We start from the raw sequence: 17170 nt of genomic DNA, 5'->3' as shown, positions 1-17170 counted from the left end.
TTCGGCTGCAATCTCAACCAGACCCGAGCCCATCAGCTATACCTGAACCGGTCTCTTCGCTGTGCTCAGGAGAACCTCATGAAAAGCCCCAGCCCCGTGATCAGCGTTGAACAACTCAGCGGCTGCCTGCTGGTGAAATTCCACGGCATCCAGGTCGCCGCGTCTTCCCACGCGCTGATCCTCAACGAAGCCAACTATCCGCCGGTGTACTACATCCCGCGCGAAGACATCGACGAAAAATACTTCGCCCGCACCGACCACACCAGCTATTGCCCGTACAAGGGCGACGCCAACTATTTCAGCCTGCAAGTGCCCGGACATGAGGGTGCCAACGCGGTGTGGACTTACGAAAACCCGAAGGTCTCCGTCGCACCGATCCGCGACTACGTGGCCTTTTATCCGGACCAAGTGAAATTCGAAGTGATCAAGGCGGACGCCTGAAGCAAAAAAATGGCGAGAGAATCGCTTCCCTCGCCATTGTGTCAGCGGGTTTTTCAGTTCTTGTCGAGATCGATATTCTTCGTCTCACGCAGACAGATCATCCCCACCACCAGGCTCACCCCGGTGATCAGCACCGGATACCACAGCCCGTAGAAAATATCCCCGGTGTACACCACCAGCGCGAACGACACCGTCGGCAGGAACCCGCCAAACCAGCCGTTGCCGATGTGATAGGGCAGCGACATCGAGGTGTAGCGGATGCGCGTCGGGAACAGTTCGACCATCAGCGCTGCCAGCGGGCCGTAGCACATGGCCGAAATGATGATCAGTGCGACGATCAGAGCAACGATCATCGGTTTGTTGATCTGCTGCATATCAGCCTGTTGCGGATAACCGGCGAGAGTGATCGCGCCGCGCAATGCCGCCTCATCAAACCCGTCGAGTTTTACATCGCCGACACTCACTTGCACGGCGCTGCCCGCAGGCGCGGCGACGCTGGAGTAGGGCAGGCCTTGCTTGACCAGGAAGGTCTTGACCTTGTCGCAGGGGCTGTCGAATTTAGCCTTGCCCACCGGATCGAACTGGAAGGTGCAAGTGGCGGGGTCGGCGAGGACGGTGATCGGTGCCTGACGGCTGGCCTGATCGATCGCCGGGTTGGCGTAGTGTGCCAAGGACTTGAAGATCGGGAAGTACAGTGCGGTCGCCAGCAGCAGGCCGAGCATCAGCACGGGTTTGCGTCCGACCTTGTCCGACAGCCAGCCGAAAAAGATAAAGAACGGCGCGCCGATCACCACGCTGATGATCAGCAGACTGTTGGCCACCGCCGGGTCCATTTTCAGGAACTGGGTGAGGAAGAACAGCACATAGAACTGCGCGGCGTAGAAGGTCACTGCTTGCCCGGCGTTGATGCTGAACAGCGCGATCAGCACTACTTTGAGGTTTTCCCATTTGCCGAAGGATTCGCGGATCGGTGCCTTCGAGGTTTTGCCTTCTTCCTTCATTTTCAGATAGGCCGGCGACTCGTGCAGGCTCAGGCGAATCCAGGTGGAAATACCCAGCAGCACGATCGACAGCAGGAACGGAATGCGCCAGCCCCACACCTCAAACTGGTCGCCGGTGAAGTAGCGGCAACCGAGCACTACCAGCAGCGAGAGCAGCAGGCCGAGGGTCGCGGTCGATTGAATCCAACTGGTGTGGAAACCGCGTTTGCCGATCGGCGCGTGTTCGGCCACGTAAGTCGCCGCACCACCGTATTCGCCACCGAGCGCCAAGCCCTGAAGCATGCGCAGCACCACCAGAATGATCGGCGCGGCGATGCCGATGCTGGCGTAGGTCGGCAGCAGGCCAACGCAGAACGTCGCCACGCCCATCAGAATGATCGTTGCAAGAAAGGTGTATTTGCGTCCGATCATGTCGCCCAAACGGCCGAACACCAGTGCGCCGAACGGCCGCACGATAAAGCCGGCGGCGAACGCCATCAGCGCGAAGATGAACGCCGTGGTGTCGTTGACCCCGGCGAAGAACTGCTTGCTGATCACCGCCGCGAGGGCGCCGTAGAGGAAGAAGTCATACCACTCGAACACCGTCCCGAGTGATGAGGCGAAGATGACTTTCTGCGTGGCGTTGCTGGTCTCGGCGCTGCCCGCAGCGTCCAGGGGCTGAGCGTGGTCTGACATATCGGTATCCCTCACAGTGATTGTTTTTGTTGTTCCACTGGTGTTGCGTGTCCGGGTGAAGCGCGATGCCTGAGTCTGGTGATGATTCCTGTGGGAGCGAGCCTGCTCGCGAAAGCTTTTTGTCAGTCAACTCCTAGGCTGAGTGAGCTACCGCATTCGCGAGCAGGCTCGCTCCCACAGGGGAAATATCTGCCGATCTGGACAAAATCAGTTGTGCCGCCTTCTCGGCAATCATCAGCGTAGGCGAACAGGTATTGCCTGAGGTAATTCTCGGCATGATCGACGCATCGGCAACGCGCAACCCCGGTACGCCGTGCACGCGCAGCTGCGCATCGACCACCGCGTCTCCGTCGTTGCCCATGCGGCAAGTGCCGACCGGATGGAAAATCGTCGTGCCGATTTTCGCCGCCGCTTCATGCAATTGTTCTTCGCTTTGCAAGCTGTCGCCGGGCAGGTATTCGACCGGTTTGAACGCTTGCAGGGCAGGGGCGCTGACAATGCGCCGGGTCAGGCGAATCGCATCGGCGGCGACGCGCAGATCTTCTGGATGGCTGAGGTAATTGGGCTGGATCAGCGGTGCCGCTTGCGGATCGGCGGAGCGTATTTCAATGCGTCCACGGCTCTGCGGGCGCAGGTCGCACACCGAGGCGGTGAACGCCGGGAAGCTGTGCAGTGGCTCGCCAAAGCGCTCCAGCGACAGCGGCTGCACGTGGTATTGCAGGTTCGCCGAAGTTTGCTCCGGGCCGGATCGGGCGAACGCGCCCAACTGACTCGGCGCCATCGACAGCGGCCCGCTGCGGTCGTACAGATAACGCAGGCCCATGCCCATCTTGCCCCATACGCTACCGGCGATCTGGTTCAGGGTGCGGGCGTTTTCCAGCTTGTAGATAAGGCGCAGTTGCAGGTGATCCTGCAAGTTGCCGCCGACGCCCGGCAACTCATGAATCACGCCGATGCCCAAGCGTTCGAGCAGCGGGCGCGGACCGATTCCCGAGCGCTGCAGAATGCTCGGTGAACCGACCGAGCCGGCGCACAAAACAATCTCCTTGCGCGCCTTGAACTGTCTGGTCTGGCCTTCATGCTGCGCGCGGACTTTCGTCGCGCGGCCGTCCTCCAGCAACAAACGATCAACCTCTACGCCGGTCAGCACAGTCAGGTTCGCCCGGCCTCGCAGCGGTTTCAAAAATGCCTTGGCCGCGTTCCAGCGCACCCCGGCTTTCTGGTTGACCTGAAAGTAGCCGCAGCCCTCGTTGTCGCCCTGGTTGAAGTCATTGATGCTGGCGATGCCGCTTTGCTCGGCAGCGCTGCGAAAGGCATCCAGAATCGGCCACGACAGGCGCTGTTGCTCGACCCGCCATTCACCCTGATCGCCATGAAATTCAGCGCCGCCGGCAAAGTGGTTTTCGCTCTGTTTGAACAGCGGCAGCACGTCTTTCCAGGCCCAGCCCGGATTGCCCGCTGCCGCCCAGCCGTCATAGTCGCCGGCCTGGCCGCGCATGTAGATCATGCCGTTGATCGACGAACAGCCGCCCAGCACCTTGCCGCGCGGATAACTCAGCGCGCGGCCATTGAGGCCCGGTTGTTGTTCGGTTTTGAAGCACCAGTCGGTGCGCGGATTACCGATGCAGAACAGGTAACCCACAGGAATGTGAATCCAGGCGTAGTTGTCGCGTCCGCCGGCTTCGAGCAGCAACACCCGTTGCTGGGGATCCGCTGAGAGCCGGTTGGCCAGCAAGCACCCGGCAGGGCCGGCGCCGACCACGATGTAGTCGAATTCATCCAGGGACGTGTGCATGCCCTGACCTCGCTTTTTGTTTTTATTGTCGGACACTCTAGTTGTTAGCTTTCGTTAAAAGAATGTTAGTTTTTGCGCAGCCGCTGTGCGTTTTCAAACAGCCCGAAGTGACGACAGCTGACAAGGACCTGCCATGTTCGACTGGAACGACCTGCGCTTTTTCTCGAGCTGCAACGCAGCGGCCGCCTGCTCACCGCCGCGCGCCGGCTCAACACCACCCACGCGACGGTGGCGCGGCATATTGAATCGATCGAGAAAAGCCTCGGCACGGCGCTGTTCGTCCAGCACGCCCAAGGCTATGAAATGACCCCGGCGGGGAGGCGCTGCTCAAGCACGCCGAAGCGATGGAAAACGTCGCGCTCCTGGCGCAGGAAGAAATCACTCAGTCCACGGCGCCGCTGGGCAAGATCCGTGTGGGGGTCACCGAAGGGCTGGGCATCAAGTTTCTCGCCAGTCGCATGATCGGCTTGTTTGAGCGTTACCCCGGCCTCGAGGTGGAACTGGTCGCCGTGCCGCGCTTCGTCAGCATTCTCAACCGCGAAGCGGAAATCAGCATCCACCTCGAGCGTCCATCCGCCGACATGCTGGTCACGCGCAAGCTCACTGACTATCGGCTTGCGTTGTACGCCAGCCAGAGTTACCTCGACAAATCGCCGCCGCTGCATAGCCGCGAAGACCTCGGCCGACACGCGTGGATCGGTTACGTGGATGATCTGCTGTTCAGCCAGGAACTGATGTTCCTCAATAGCTTCTGCCGCAGCCCGCGCGTGGTGTTTCACAGCACCAGCGTCATTGCCCAACAGGAAGCGGCGCGCTCGGGGTTGGGCATCGCCGTGCTGCCGTGTTACATGGCCGCGTCCGACCCGGATCTGGTGGCGCTGTTGCCGGATGAAAGCATCGAGCGCAGTTACTGGATCAGCACGCGGCGCGAGCTGCACAAATCGGTGCGGCTGCGGGTGGTCTGGGATTATGTAGTGGGGTTGTGTGAGGCGGAGCAGGGGCTTTTACGCGGTTAAACCTGCCGCATCCAAATCCCCTGTGGGAGCGAGCCTGCTCGCGAAAGCGGTGTATCTGATACTCAAATCTCGCCTGACCCACCGCCTTCGCGAGCAGGCTCGCTCCCACAGGGTTATTCACCGTGGCTGCTTTCGCGGGTTGATAAATATATGGATATCCGTATATTCGATTTCCCGCATATGGCGAGCCGATCACCATGATCACCCCCACCGAAGTCTTCAAAAGCCTCGCTGACGAGACCCGCGTCCGCGCCATTTTGCTCATCGCCGAGCAAGGCGAGCTCTGTGTCTGCGAGCTGATGTGCGCGCTGGGCGACAGCCAGCCGAAAATCAGCCGCCACCTCGCGCAACTGCGCAGCAATGGTTTGCTGCTCGACCGCCGTCAGGGCCAGTGGGTGTATTACCGCCTGAACCCGGAGCTGCCGGTATGGATCAGCGAAATACTCCAGGTGACGGTCAAGGCCAATGCCGATTGGCTCAAGGACAACTCCGCACGCCTGCAAAACATGGATGGCCGTCCCGTGCGCGAACGCGCCTGCTGCTGAATCTTTCACTTTTTACGGAGCGCGACGATGCGAGTCCTGTTCATGTGCACGGCCAACAGCTGCCGCAGCATTCTTTCCGAAGGCATGTTCAATCACCTGGCCCCCGCTGGTTTCCAAGCGGTGAGTGCCGGCAGTTTTCCCAAAGGCCAGGTTCTGCCGCGTAGCCTGTCGACTTTGCAAAAGCACGGTATCGCCATCGACGGGTTGCACAGCAAAGGCAACGACGCCTTCGCAAACAACCCGCCGGATATCGTCATCACTGTCTGCGACAAAGCCGCCGGCGAAACCTGTCCGGTGTATTTCGGTCTGGCACTGAAAACGCATTGGGGACTGGAGGATCCGTCCGAAGTGCAGGGCGACGAAGCGTCAATCGACGCGGCTTTCCAGGCCACTTTGATGCGCATCGGCCAGCGCTGCCAGGCCTTCCTCGATCTGCCGTTTCACTCGCTCAGTCGCGAGCAACTGAAAGCCGAACTCGACCGCATCGGCACGCTGTAAGGAGGCTTCATGTCAGACCAGCTGCCCAACCTCGACGCAAGTCTGTTCGACGCGGCCAAGCCATCGAATGTCGGCGAACACAAACCGCGCATCCTTCTGCTCTACGGCTCGACCCGCGAGCGCTCGTTCAGCCGTTTGCTGGTCGAGGAGGCCGCACGCCTGCTTGAGCACTTCGGCGCCGAAACGCGGATCTTCAACCCATCCGGTCTACCCTTACCCGACGACGTCCCGGTCGACCATCCCAAGGTCCAGGAACTGCGCGATCTGGTGATGTGGTCGGAAGGCCAGGTCTGGTGCTCGCCGGAACGCCACGGCGCGATGTCCGCCGTGTTCAAAGCACAGATCGACTGGATCCCCTCGAACTTGGCGCTGTACGCCCGACCCAAGGCAAAACCCTGGCGGTGATGCAAGTCTGCGGCGGCTCGCAGTCGTTCAACGTGGTCAACCAACTACGCGTCCTCGGCCGCTGGATGCGCATGTTCACCATCCCCAACCAATCCTCGGTGCCGAAGGCCTATATGGAATTCGACGAAGCAGGGCGGATGAAACCCTCGCCGTTCTACGACCGTGTGGTGGATGTGATGGAAGAACTGGTCAAGTTCACCGTGCTGCTGCGGGGGCAGCAGGCGCATCTGGTGGACCGCTATTCCGAGCGCAAGGAAAGTGCTGAACAGTTGATGGCGCGGGTGAATCAGCGGTCGATTTGACCCGCCATCCCCAGCCAGGCTCATTCCCTTTGGGAGTGAGCCTGCGCGCACTAACGCCCCATGGCTGGCACACCGCCACGGCTTGCACCGTCCCCTTCCGGCTGTCACCCTTCCGGCCGTTCTTCAAGGATCAGAAGGAATCAAGGATTGAGTGGCTACGTTCCAAACCCGCCGAAAAACTATCGTTACGAAGAAGCCAAACCCGTCGACATCCACGCCCAGCATTGGGCCGAGTATGAGAAACACGGTAAAGAGCCCGCGCGCGAACCTGAGAAAATCGGGATTGCATTGAGGATTGGGGTGTTCTTTGATGGCACGGGCAACAACGCGAACAACTCAGCTGCGGGGTTGTTGTGTGGTGCTCAGCATCCGATTGCGCTTGAAGATATCGATGCCAGTTGCAAGCCCTATATGCGCAATCCAGACAGTAGCTATGCCAATGAAACAACCAACGTTTACAAACTGAGCGAACTGTACTTCGCACCTCAGAAAGCCGAAGGAGACGGCTCGCACAAGCGGGCGTTTCGCAGGGTGTACATAGAGGGGATTGGCACTCAATCGGGAGAAGAGGACAGTACATTCGGAGCAGGCACGGGCCGCGGAGACACTGGTATAGCGGGTCGTGTCCAACAATCATTTAGCGAGATCAAATCGCGTATTGAAGATGTAATCAACGAAAATCCAAACAGTGAAATTACCTCGCTGACTTTCGATACGTTCGGTTTTAGTCGAGGCGCAGCTGCCGCGAGGCATTTTGCCAATGCAGTCGTCCGTGGAAAACAAGGGCCACTCGGAGATGTATTGCGCAACAATGCGAGCGACTTTAGTCGCACCTTTATCGATCAGTACCAAGGCAGCATCAACATGGGATTCATCGGGCTGTTCGACACCGTGCCGTCGGTCGCTGGCTGGTCGAATTTTGGCAACGTTAAAAGTCCTGTGGCCACGGGTATCAAGCTCTACCTCGACCGGCGGTTTTTTACTGACGTCGTTCAGCTGTCGGCGCGGGACGAATATCGCGCTAATTTCGCATTGAGTCGTGTTAAAGCCGACCACTTGGAAGTCGTTCTTCCTGGGGTGCATTCCGATATCGGCGGCGGTTACCGCGATGACATTGAAGAGTGTGTACTCGTCAGTCCAATGCAAACGCTTGAAGTCTCGAAGTTTACCGATGTATCTACTACGTCGATCTACCGCGATGCCATGGTTATTAAAAATGAGTGGATCTCAAGGGGTGGCCCGAAGATCTGCTGGAAATTGTTACGCCGGACGCGCTTCTCCTGCCCGTGGATCAACAGGATCGGCTCAGTCCCCGTAGAAAGCGCGTCTATGCAGCTCTGCAACTCAAACGTCCCGTAAGCGGGTTGTTGTCGAGGGTATATCTTCGGGTGATGCATAGCTTGGCAAAAGAGAAGGGGTTCGCTTCGATGATATTCCAGCCACGGCTGCTTTGGCGGTCCCGTCAGAGCTTCAGGCGTTGTGCGATCGATTTGTCGCAGGTGACTACACCACAACTCAGCAAGAGGAAAACCTGCTGAGGTTGAAATACATTCACATGTCCGCAAATTGGAATCACCCTCTTGGAAGAAGAGACGGCAGTGGAGTCCGCGCCGTCTATATCAATGCGCCCACCGCAGACGCGATTCGCGTGCAGCATCCCCACGTGCCTGATTGGACTCTTTGGTAATGAAATTATTTGTCGCCCTGCTACTTGGCGTGTGCATAACGGGTTGCCAGTCTTCTGATCTGCTCTCATCCAAGAGCGATCCAAAATCGAAATGGTGGGAGCTGGCTTTCACTGAGCCGGATTACATGAAGGTATGGGTGGAGGACAGTTCGGTGCAGGACATAACCGGCAGAGTTTTCTTTAGAACCGGTGGAGGGACTGCTGCTGGCGGAGAGCCTGAAGACGGTACGGACTCTGCCCGCGGCTGGACAGGGGTGGGGGCAGCGGTAAAAGAGTGGTGGGGGCCGATCTACCCATTCGTATCTATGTTCGCTGGCAATCAATCGTTGAACAGAAAACGTGGCAAGCGTGGGTGGATATTCCAGAGAATGCCAGGCAGATAATGGTGACTTCCACCAATCAACGGTGCCCCGAGAGACCTGACAGGACAGCACGCTTCATGGCCTCTGTTTACTTGGGACTTGCTCCGGGCGGTGTGGTTCAGGTGTGGGTGAGAGACTCATGTCATCGACCGATAAAGGTTGCTCGAACGCAAGGCGAGATTGAGCCGCTAGGGCCGGAGCTTGGGAAAAACGGTGGTCGCTACGCATACCCCGTCAGCGAAAAGTCCAAGCGCTATATCGAAAAATTCGGTATCCCATACGGAAGTTGGTAAGCGCTGAAGCCGTGATTCGTCCATTGTGCCGCCGCGCGCAATGGCGAAGCACGGCTGCCAGTGCACTGATCCGCTACCGGTCCGTTCGGTGATTAAACAACTCACGACTCAAATCAAAACCTCAAACGCCGCACCACCCAACACCTCCCCATTAACCATAACCTGCACCCCATGCCGCCCGGCGAAATGCTTGCGCGTCGTGAAATCCTTGATCACCTGATTCCGCCGCACCACCTCAGTCCTGAATCCCACTAAGCCCAACGTCTTCAACTTGAAAACCTTCTTCGAAACCCCGCCATTCGCCTTCACATACTCAATCGCATAATCAATCACCAGCCTTTGCTCGTGCGCTACCATCGACTTCACCGTAAGCGACAAAGTAATAGGCTCACCCAGCCTCACCACGGCCGGCTCAACCTTCACATCCAGCAACTCAACCTCAGCCTTCGCCCCCGCGCCAATCACTGTCAACGCGCGCACATCGCCCTGCTTGATCAAACTGCGCAACGCATGCTTCGCAATCCAGGCGGTGTGCTTGTTCTCCAGCGACCAACCTTCAATCGTGTCCAGCACCCACTCTGGATGCACCTTCGTCACGTCATTCAAATGGTTGGCCACGGACTTGCGCACGTACAAACTCTCGTCCGCCTTCAACCGATCCAATATCCCGGCGGCCAATTTCGGATTGGCTTGCATCGCTTCCAGGCGAAACGACCATGGCAGGCGAGGGCGGCTGCCTTCGCTGGCTAGTCGGCGGACGTGGTGGTTGTCGTCTCGGGTCCAGTCATGCATTCGTTCCAGCGAGCGTTCGAGGTCGCTGCGCAAAAGTAACGGATGGCGAATTCGGAGGAGCCGAAGGTGGTGAAGTATTTCAGCGCATCCATTGAAGTGTCGAACGCGTGGGCGCCGTAGCTCGCGACGTAGTGCGGCAAACACATGCTGACGAAGCCGCTGTTCAGCCTTGGTGCGAGTTCACGTAATACATGTAAGGAATCTTCGTAATCCAGTGGCAATACGGCATGCAGGCTTTCGCTGACACGCGCCATGCGTTGCATCACCGATAGTTCAGCGAGTCCCTCTTGGGCGTGTTTGAGAAACGCCTTGGCCTTGAACGCCGGGTACACCGCGCTCATTTCGTCAGCGATGTGCTGCAAGCGCTGGGCGTTGAGGATTTCCTTTAACGCCGGGGCGGCGGTGTCGGTGGAGCTCATGATCAGTTCATCGGTGTGCTGATGAACGCATCGGTGCCTTCTGCGTAGGCAGTGTACTCGGCGATACGCGCAAATCGTGCTGCGTCGATCTGATCGGGCACGACGAATTCGGTGAAGCTCCAGGCAATCGCCAGGCTGATGCCGGTCTGGGCGAGGGAGCCGTCGATAGGCAAGTCACTGTGTTCAAGTTCTTTTTCCAGCGCGGTAAACGCGGCGGCGAGTTGGCCTTCGACGCGTTCGACCCACGGCTGATATTGAATCTCGGCCGGGCGCAGGTTGCGTTCGTAGTAGAGCTGCACGGCTTTTTCGCAGGCGGCGAGGCTGAGGCCGATCAGACGCAGGGCGTGGGCGCGCTGTGACAATTCTTTCGGCAGCAGGCTTTTGCCGGACGCGCTTTCGAGATAATCGAGAATCAGCGTCGAGTCCATCAGCACCAGACCGTCATCGAGGATCAGCGTCGGCGCCTTGACCACCGGGTTGATCTGCTGGAATCGCTCGAAATGGCGGAACACCGAGACCGACTCGTGTTCAAGGTCAATGCCCAGGCATTTGGCGGAAATCGCTACGCGGCGCACGTAAGGGAGTCGAGCATGCCGATCAGTTTCATGACGCGTTCCTTCAAGTCGAACCGGTGGGAACGCATAACCTAGCGGAGCGAGAGGCAATTGTCAGTCGTCGAATCCGGGCTGCTCGTGAATCTCATCGATGTCCAGGCCCAGCCGACAGGCCACCGCCACAAACAGCGCCTGACATAAACACAGCGTTGCACTCAGCGAACGAAATGCCAGAGCACTGCCTTCATTGACCAGCAATACACTGTTGGCGAGTTTCGCCAGTGGCGAGAGGGGGCTGTGCGCTGCTGATAATTTTGCACCGGCGTGGTTTTGTGCGCCCAGGCCTGGCGGGACAGCGCCTGCATCTCGCTGGAGCCGCTGAACCCGAAGCGTTGCGAGAAACGCACAATGGCTGACGGAGGCACTTCGCACTCGCGGGCGATGTCGCTGATGCGGTCGACCATGATCCGCTCGCTCTGCTGGCTGATGTGACTGGCGACGCGTTTGAGCTGGCGCGGCAGGGCGTCGTATTCTTCGCTGATCGTCTGCAACAGGCGCTCGGCAGGATCGGGGGCTGACGAGGGAAAGCTCGTCGGCGGCCGACAGATCGAGGCGGGGCATAGATCCGTCCTTCAGGCAGGTTGATCGCGCGGTGGGCCTGATAATAGAAGGGCTGTGCGGGAACTGCCGGGGTGAAACGATGCACCTTGCGATAAAAAGTTTTCGCGGTGCGTCGGGGTGTGGTTAGCCGTTTGTCTTCTATATACAGCCGCTGGACTGAATTTCTTGCTATAAACGCACTCCGATGGCCGTGTGAAGCCTGTGTCAGAGCAGTTTCCAGGTCCTGTCGGACAAATTCCCTGTATTTACAGTTGCTGAGGTCTTGATCGGGCCTTAGACTGCCGCCCCTCGTAAATTGAGTGCCGGGTGGCGTTTGCAATAAAACGATGCCTTTTCGACGGCCGACACGGTTCGCCGAAACGCTCCCTTATTCGCCTTAATGCACGTTTTTTTATAGAGATATCAATGACAAAGGACAAGTTGCTGGCCATGCCGGCAGATGACTACATGAATGCAGAGCAACATGCTTTCTTCACTGAGCTGTTGCAGAACATGAAAGTCGAAACCCACGAGCGCATTGAGCAAAATCGTATCGCCATCGAAAGCCTGGACACCCCGGCTGACCCGGCGGACGCGGCTTCGGTTGAAGAAGAGCGCACCTGGCTGGTCAACGCGATCGATCGCGACCAGCGCATGCTGCCGCAACTGGAACAAGCCCTTGAGCGCATCAAGGATGACAGCTTTGGCTGGTGCGACGACAGCGGTGAGGCCATCGGCCTGAAGCGCCTGCTGATCAGCCCGACCACCAAGTACTGCATCGAAGCTCAAGAGCGTCACGAGCAGATCGACAAGCACCAGCGTCAGGCCTGATTCTGTGGGGTGACCCTGACAACAGGGCACCTTGAAGAGATCGCAGCCTTCGGCAGCTCCTATTTGGGCGTCGCTGAAGACTGCGATCTTTGTTTTTGCTCGTCTGCGATATTTCCCCGTCGTTCCATTGACCTGCCACAGCCCCCACGACTAACGGACCATGGATAATGGCGTTGTAGTGGCGTTTAATGCAGTGACAACAATGAGAACAAACGTGGGGTGATCAAGATGACGAGAGATGGATCTCTGGTTGCGGCGCTGCCTGCACCAATGCTTTTGCCGAAAAACCGCTGGATCGCGCCGACCCTGCAAAGCATCGCCCTGATGCTCTTGCTCGCCGGCATGGCTATGGCTGAGTGGTCGCTGTACATCGGCATGCCGCTGGCGGTGTTGATTGTCTGGCTGCCGCGCCTGCGCTCGCGCAGTGCTCCTGCTGCCCCGGTCGATAGTGCGAGCGCATTGTCCGCACTGACCCGCGATCTTTCCTATACCACCAGTCACAACGCACTCTCTGCGGCCGGTGTCGCGTTCTCGGTAAAAGCCCTTGCAAGCAAACTTGAATCGCAGCTCGACGCGGCGGCGCAGATCGTCAGCAACGCCGAGGTGATGATCGCAACTGAACAGGCGACTTCACAGCTCAGTCGCGACGCACTGGATGCCGCCAGCCAAGCGCATCACAGCAGCGCGGCGGGGCGCAGCGAACTGCTCGACTCGATTGCGCGCATGCAGCAACTCAGTCAACGCGCCAACGCCAGTCGCGAATTGATCGAGGCCTTGAGTGTGCGCAGCGACGACATTCAGCGGGTGACGCTGGTGATTCAGTCGATTGCCAGCCAGACCAATCTGTTGGCGTTGAACGCTGCGATTGAAGCAGCCCGGGCCGGTGAGCATGGTCGCGGTTTCGCAGTGGTCGCCGACGAGGTGCGCGGACTGGCCGCGCGTACGGCGGCGGCCACGGGTGAGGTCGGTGAGATGGTCGCTGACATTCAGCAACGCACCGCGCAAGTGGTGGCGCAGATTCGTGAGTTGTCGAGCGATCTGCACACCGGCGTCGAACAGGTCGAACACACCGGCCAGCATCTGGAGAACATCGCGCGACTCGCGGCCGGGGTGGAAACTCAGGTCAGTGAAATCGCCTGTGGCGCGCAAACCAATCGAGAGCAGCTCGACGCATTGTTCAATGCCATCGAGCAAATGCGTAGCGACCTGGCGATCAGCGATCAGCAGACCCGTCGCCTCGCCGACGCAGCGGTGCAGATGGAAGGGCAGGCGGAAACCATCAGCGAGCGCCTGGCCGAAGTGGGTCTGGATGACTATCACCAGCGAATCTATGACCTGGCCCGCGAAGGTGCGAGTCAGATCGCGGCGCGCTTCGAGGCGGATGTCGAGCAGGGGCGGATCAGCCTGGATGATTTGTTTGATCGCAGCTACGAACCGATTCCGGGCACCGAACCCGCCAAATTTCAGACCCGGTTTGATCGATACACCGATCAGGTCTTGCCGGCGATTCAAGAGCCTCTGCTAGCTCGTCATGAAGGTTTGGTGTTTGCGATCGCCTGCACGCAGCAGGGCTATGTACCGACGCATAACCAGGCATTCAGCCAGCCATTGACCGGCGATGTGCAGGTCGACACGGTGAACAACCGCACCAAACGCAAATTCACTGATCGCACCGGTATCCGCTGCGGCAGCCATCAGCAACCGGTGCTGTTGCAGACTTACACGCGCGACACCGGTGAGCTGATGCATGACTTATCGGTGCCAATCTTGATCAACGGCCGACACTGGGGCGGTTTGCGTCTGGGTTACAAACCAGAGAATCCGCGCTGAGATTGTTACCGTTGACGCAATGAATCTGTGCACGGCAATTGCTGTTTCCTCTGGAGAGAAAGCTTTAACCTGGCGACTTAGTTAGGCAGCTAATTATTTCGGAGGGCACATGCAGTGCAGGGTAGACGTGGCAGTAATGATCGGCAGCGGCGTTCCGGAAGGATTACGCGCGATGGGGCGCAGTGTGTGCTGGGTGGTTTTGCTCAATGGTGAGCGACGCGGCACGGCTTTCGCCAGTCGCGATGAGGCGGAGGAGTGCAAGGCTGCCTGGCTCGAACAATTGAACATCGAGCCCGGCCATAGCCTGCACTGAACGCCCTTACTTACCGCGATGCAAACGTACGTTCAGCTCATCGACAATCGGCGCTTCTTCCCCGTCAGCACGCAGCCACTCTTTGAGTAATTGCGCCTGTTGGGGCGTCCAGAAATCGGCATCGATCAGTTTGGTCTCAGAGTCCAGCGGATGGGCTTCGACAAAGTCATTGATCGACGCTTCATCGGACGGCAGGCCCAACTGGTCGAAAAGGGTGGTCAGGTTGAGCTCGGTTGGCAGTTCCATCATCTACTCCTGGGTCGGTGCCGTTGCGGCTTGTTCGTTCACTTCCCTTATCAGAGGCAGCCGCTGGCGCGGAGTTCGATTTTTGATTCAAGCGAGCGGGCGAGAGCGCATGCTTCGTTATGATTGCCGCGGAAACCTCTGACACGCCCGGTGGATATCTCCTTGATGTGAAAGAAGGCGATGCCCGCTGGCACTACCTGAAAGTGCAGGCTCTGATGATTGTTAGAACATGTCGGAAGATTGCTGACGTTGGCAACCTGCACCGTCGCAGGTGTGCTGATGTGTGCCTCGGCCGACGTGGCGAAATGAGTCAAATTGCACATATGAAGTCCTTTTCATCAGTCGGCCGGGATTTAACGGCCGTTGCGGGTAGTCGTAATGAGCATCGCTGCTCTAGAATCGCCAGTACCTGCTGACGACCGGGCTTATCTAAAGCAATTTTTCGCCAGCGATATGTCGGAAAAGTGCTTTTTTCGTGAGAAATTTCCCTAAAGTTCGTAGTCAGATTTGCTCCAGTCGCACTTGAAGCTTTTTCCTTCAAGGTTTGGCGATTTCGGAGCGGGTTTCATTAATGACAATCCAGTAGGCTACGAACCTCGCGATTAAAGAGCGCTTCGTTCGCTTCGGGTTTTTGAGTGTTTTTGCAGTTTTCATCGGCCTGGCCGTGTCTTTGCCGTGGGCGTTTTGCGCTGCGCGGTTTTCAAATGTGGGGATGTATCTTTGGCAGTCAGTAACCTCGATATGCATGCTTTGTTCGTGCTCGGTGATTTGCGTGCAAAGCTGGTCAAGCAATTCCAATCACGTTTTGTTTACATCACCGAGCAAAACGCCGAAGGCATTTACATCGCCGAAATCGACACCGAAAGTGCGTTAGTGGTCGATGACAAACCTGGGCTCAAACTCAAGGTTGGCGATCATTTCATTGCATCGGTTCTGCCCAGCCGTGAAGGCGGCAAGATGGACATCCGTTTTCGCGACATCAAACTGACGGTCTACGGCTTGGGCGACTACGCGTTCGTCAGCACCGCCGACGGTCACGCGATCCTGTTCAAGGAAGGCCATAGCGTCGTCACTGTATTTGCCGCTAATGAGCAGTTGCAGGAAGGCCTGACCAAAACTCTGAAAGCCGTCACCGCCAAAGCCGCGAAATGGCGCAAGGGCGAATTGGTTACCTTCAAGGCCAGCGAGTGAGCCGCGCAGATTTCCATTCGCAAAACCTTGAGAGCGTACGCGAAGAAGCGCAGCGATTGTTCGCCCGCAAGCACGAACTGCAAGGTGTCTGGCTGAGTTGGGTGGCGTCGCAGATCTATGCATTGCAACCGGCGGCCTACGCCAGCATGGTCAGACGTGAGCTGCAAAGCCTGCAGGAAAAGTCTGAAACGTAACCTCGTGCGCAGCAGACGCCGGAAAAAGCAGGAACCTCGGCTAAAGTCAGTTGACTGAGTTATTCAGAGGCTTGCGCTCCCGTCAGGCCAGACTTGCCATAGCTGTGAACAGCACGAGGTGCAATGCATGAACGGATTTCGACGGTTACTGGCCGCCAGCGTGGCCACCTTTGGTTTGCTGACGTCAGCGCAATCGCTGCAAGCGGCACAGGCGCCGATCCATTTTGCCGACCTGAACTGGGAAAGCGGCAGTCTGATCACCGAGGTGCTGCGGGTGATCGTCGAGAAAGGCTATGGCCTGCCGACCGACACGCTGCCGGGCACTACCATCACCCTGGAAACCGCACTGGCCAATAACGACATTCAGGTGATTGGCGAGGAGTGGGCCGGTCGCAGCCCGGTCTGGGTCAAGGCCGAGGCAGAAGGCAAGGTTGTCGGTCTGGGCGATACGGTGAAGGGCGCCACTGAAGGCTGGTGGGTGCCGGAATACGTGATCAAGGGCGACCCGGCCAAAGGCATCAAGCCGCTGGCGCCGGATCTGCGCAGTGTCACTGACCTGAAGAAATACAAGGACGTGTTCAAGGACCCGGAGAGCCCGGGCAAAGGGCGTTTCCTGAACAGCCCGATCGGCTGGACGTCGGAAGTGGTCAACAAGCAAAAGCTCACGGCGTATGGCTTGCAGGACGACTACACCAACTTCCGCAGCGGTTCCGGCGCTGCGCTGGATGCCGAGATCAGCTCTTCGATTCGTCGCGGCAAACCAGTGCTGTTCTACTACTGGTCGCCGACGCCGCTGCTTGGCAAATTCAAACTGGTGCAGCTGGAAGAGCCGCCGTTCGATGCCGAGGCGTGGAAGACGCTGACAGACGCCGATAATCCCAATCCACAACCGACCCGCTCGCTGGCATCGAAGCTGTCAATCGGCGTATCCACACCGTTTCAAAAGCAGAATCCGCAAATTGCCGAGTTTTTCAGCAAAGTCGACTTTCCGATCGAGCCCCTGAACAAGGCACTGGCGGATATGAGTGACAAGCACACTGCGCCTCGTGAAGCGGCGGTGGCGTTCATGAAGGCGCATCCGGATGTCTGGCAAGCGTGGTTGCCCAAGGATGTGGCTGACAAGGTGGCGGCTGATCTGAAATAACGCGCTCAAGGCACCGTACCGCCGACCGGTCGTGCA

General features: G+C 58.2%; 13 protein-coding genes and 7 pseudogenes. 13 read left to right on the top strand and 7 right to left on the bottom strand.

The window, feature by feature from the left end:
• Positions 1-78 precede the first annotated feature (78 nt).
• On the top strand, positions 79-441 hold the full coding sequence (locus tag LJU32_20580) for a DUF427 domain-containing protein (protein ID WKV87958.1): 363 nt from the start codon (positions 79-81) through the stop codon (positions 439-441).
• Between the two features lie 53 nt (positions 442-494).
• On the opposite strand, the gene LJU32_20575 is transcribed toward LJU32_20580, so the two are convergent.
• Both LJU32_20575 and LJU32_20570 read right to left on the bottom strand, forming a co-directional pair.
• The gene (locus LJU32_20575; GenBank protein ID WKV87957.1) at positions 495-2117 is read right to left on the bottom strand and encodes an MHS family MFS transporter; all 1623 of its coding nucleotides are present in this window, start codon (positions 2115-2117) and stop codon (positions 495-497) included.
• A gap of 133 nt (positions 2118-2250) precedes the next feature.
• Positions 2251-3912 (bottom strand): GMC family oxidoreductase N-terminal domain-containing protein, encoded by a 1662-nt coding sequence (locus tag LJU32_20570; protein ID WKV87956.1) that lies wholly within the window; start codon positions 3910-3912, stop codon positions 2251-2253.
• A 133-nt stretch (positions 3913-4045) separates the two neighbouring features.
• On the opposite strand from LJU32_20570, the pseudogene LJU32_20565 reads away from it, so the two are divergent.
• From LJU32_20565 to LJU32_20540, 6 genes and pseudogenes are all read left to right on the top strand, one after another.
• Positions 4046-4928 (top strand): annotated as a pseudogene (locus tag LJU32_20565) (LysR family transcriptional regulator).
• A 197-nt stretch (positions 4929-5125) separates the two neighbouring features.
• Positions 5126-5473: a metalloregulator ArsR/SmtB family transcription factor gene (locus LJU32_20560; GenBank protein WKV87955.1), complete on the top strand. Its 348-nt coding sequence runs from the start codon at positions 5126-5128 to the stop codon at positions 5471-5473.
• Positions 5474-5500: 27 nt separating this feature from the next.
• Positions 5501-5971, top strand: coding sequence for an arsenate reductase ArsC (locus tag LJU32_20555; protein WKV87954.1), 471 nt, complete (start codon positions 5501-5503; stop codon positions 5969-5971).
• Positions 5972-5980: 9 nt separating this feature from the next.
• Positions 5981-6678, top strand: a pseudogene (gene arsH / locus LJU32_20550) (arsenical resistance protein ArsH).
• A gap of 147 nt (positions 6679-6825) precedes the next feature.
• Positions 6826-8365 (top strand): annotated as a pseudogene (locus LJU32_20545) (DUF2235 domain-containing protein).
• A pseudogene (locus LJU32_20540) lies at positions 8365-9020 on the top strand (DUF2931 family protein). The pseudogenes LJU32_20545 and LJU32_20540 overlap by 1 nt, the downstream one beginning before the upstream one ends.
• Positions 9021-9128: 108 nt before the next feature.
• Here LJU32_20540 and LJU32_20535 read toward each other — a convergent pair.
• From LJU32_20535 to LJU32_20525, 3 pseudogenes are all read right to left on the bottom strand, one after another.
• A pseudogene (locus LJU32_20535) lies at positions 9129-10231 on the bottom strand (DNA alkylation repair protein).
• A 2-nt stretch (positions 10232-10233) separates the two neighbouring features.
• Positions 10234-10838 (bottom strand): annotated as a pseudogene (locus LJU32_20530) (glutathione S-transferase).
• Between the two features lie 61 nt (positions 10839-10899).
• Positions 10900-11393 (bottom strand): annotated as a pseudogene (locus LJU32_20525) (hypothetical protein).
• Between the two features lie 418 nt (positions 11394-11811).
• On the opposite strand from LJU32_20525, the gene LJU32_20520 reads away from it, so the two are divergent.
• From LJU32_20520 to LJU32_20510, 3 genes are all read left to right on the top strand, one after another.
• Positions 11812-12216: a TraR/DksA family transcriptional regulator gene (locus tag LJU32_20520; protein ID WKV87953.1), complete on the top strand. Its 405-nt coding sequence runs from the start codon at positions 11812-11814 to the stop codon at positions 12214-12216.
• A gap of 228 nt (positions 12217-12444) precedes the next feature.
• A complete protein-coding gene (locus LJU32_20515; protein WKV87952.1) occupies positions 12445-14046 on the top strand; it encodes a methyl-accepting chemotaxis protein in 1602 nt (533 codons plus the stop codon).
• Between the two features lie 109 nt (positions 14047-14155).
• The gene (locus LJU32_20510) at positions 14156-14359 is read left to right on the top strand and encodes a hypothetical protein (GenBank protein WKV87951.1); all 204 of its coding nucleotides are present in this window, start codon (positions 14156-14158) and stop codon (positions 14357-14359) included.
• A 6-nt stretch (positions 14360-14365) separates the two neighbouring features.
• Here the strand turns inward: LJU32_20510 and LJU32_20505 are convergent, their stop codons facing one another.
• Together LJU32_20505 and LJU32_20500 are read right to left on the bottom strand one after the other, a co-directional pair.
• Positions 14366-14605, bottom strand: coding sequence for a DUF2789 domain-containing protein (locus LJU32_20505; protein WKV87950.1), 240 nt, complete (start codon positions 14603-14605; stop codon positions 14366-14368).
• Positions 14606-14655: 50 nt separating this feature from the next.
• Positions 14656-14928 (bottom strand): hypothetical protein, encoded by a 273-nt coding sequence (locus tag LJU32_20500; protein WKV87949.1) that lies wholly within the window; start codon positions 14926-14928, stop codon positions 14656-14658.
• Positions 14929-15346: 418 nt separating this feature from the next.
• Between LJU32_20500 and LJU32_20495 the strand changes: the two genes are divergently transcribed.
• The 3 genes from LJU32_20495 to LJU32_20485 all read left to right on the top strand — a co-directional run bounded on the left by LJU32_20495 (position 15347) and on the right by LJU32_20485 (position 17134).
• On the top strand, positions 15347-15796 hold the full coding sequence (locus LJU32_20495; GenBank protein ID WKV91161.1) for a hypothetical protein: 450 nt from the start codon (positions 15347-15349) through the stop codon (positions 15794-15796).
• Complete coding sequence (locus tag LJU32_20490) at positions 15793-15990, top strand: hypothetical protein (GenBank protein ID WKV87948.1); 198 nt, start codon at positions 15793-15795, stop codon at positions 15988-15990. The genes LJU32_20495 and LJU32_20490 overlap by 4 nt, the downstream gene beginning before the upstream one ends.
• 127 nt (positions 15991-16117) lie before the next feature.
• Complete coding sequence (locus LJU32_20485; GenBank protein ID WKV87947.1) at positions 16118-17134, top strand: ABC transporter substrate-binding protein; 1017 nt, start codon at positions 16118-16120, stop codon at positions 17132-17134.
• Positions 17135-17170: the final 36 nt, after the last annotated feature.

Source organism: Pseudomonas sp. B21_DOA (genome assembly GCA_030544685.1).
In the GTDB taxonomy this organism is placed as follows: Bacteria; Pseudomonadota; Gammaproteobacteria; order Pseudomonadales; family Pseudomonadaceae; genus Aquipseudomonas; species Aquipseudomonas fluorescens_AO.
The sequence above is the reverse complement of the archived record's forward strand: the minus strand, read 5'-3'. Positions and strand labels throughout refer to the sequence as shown.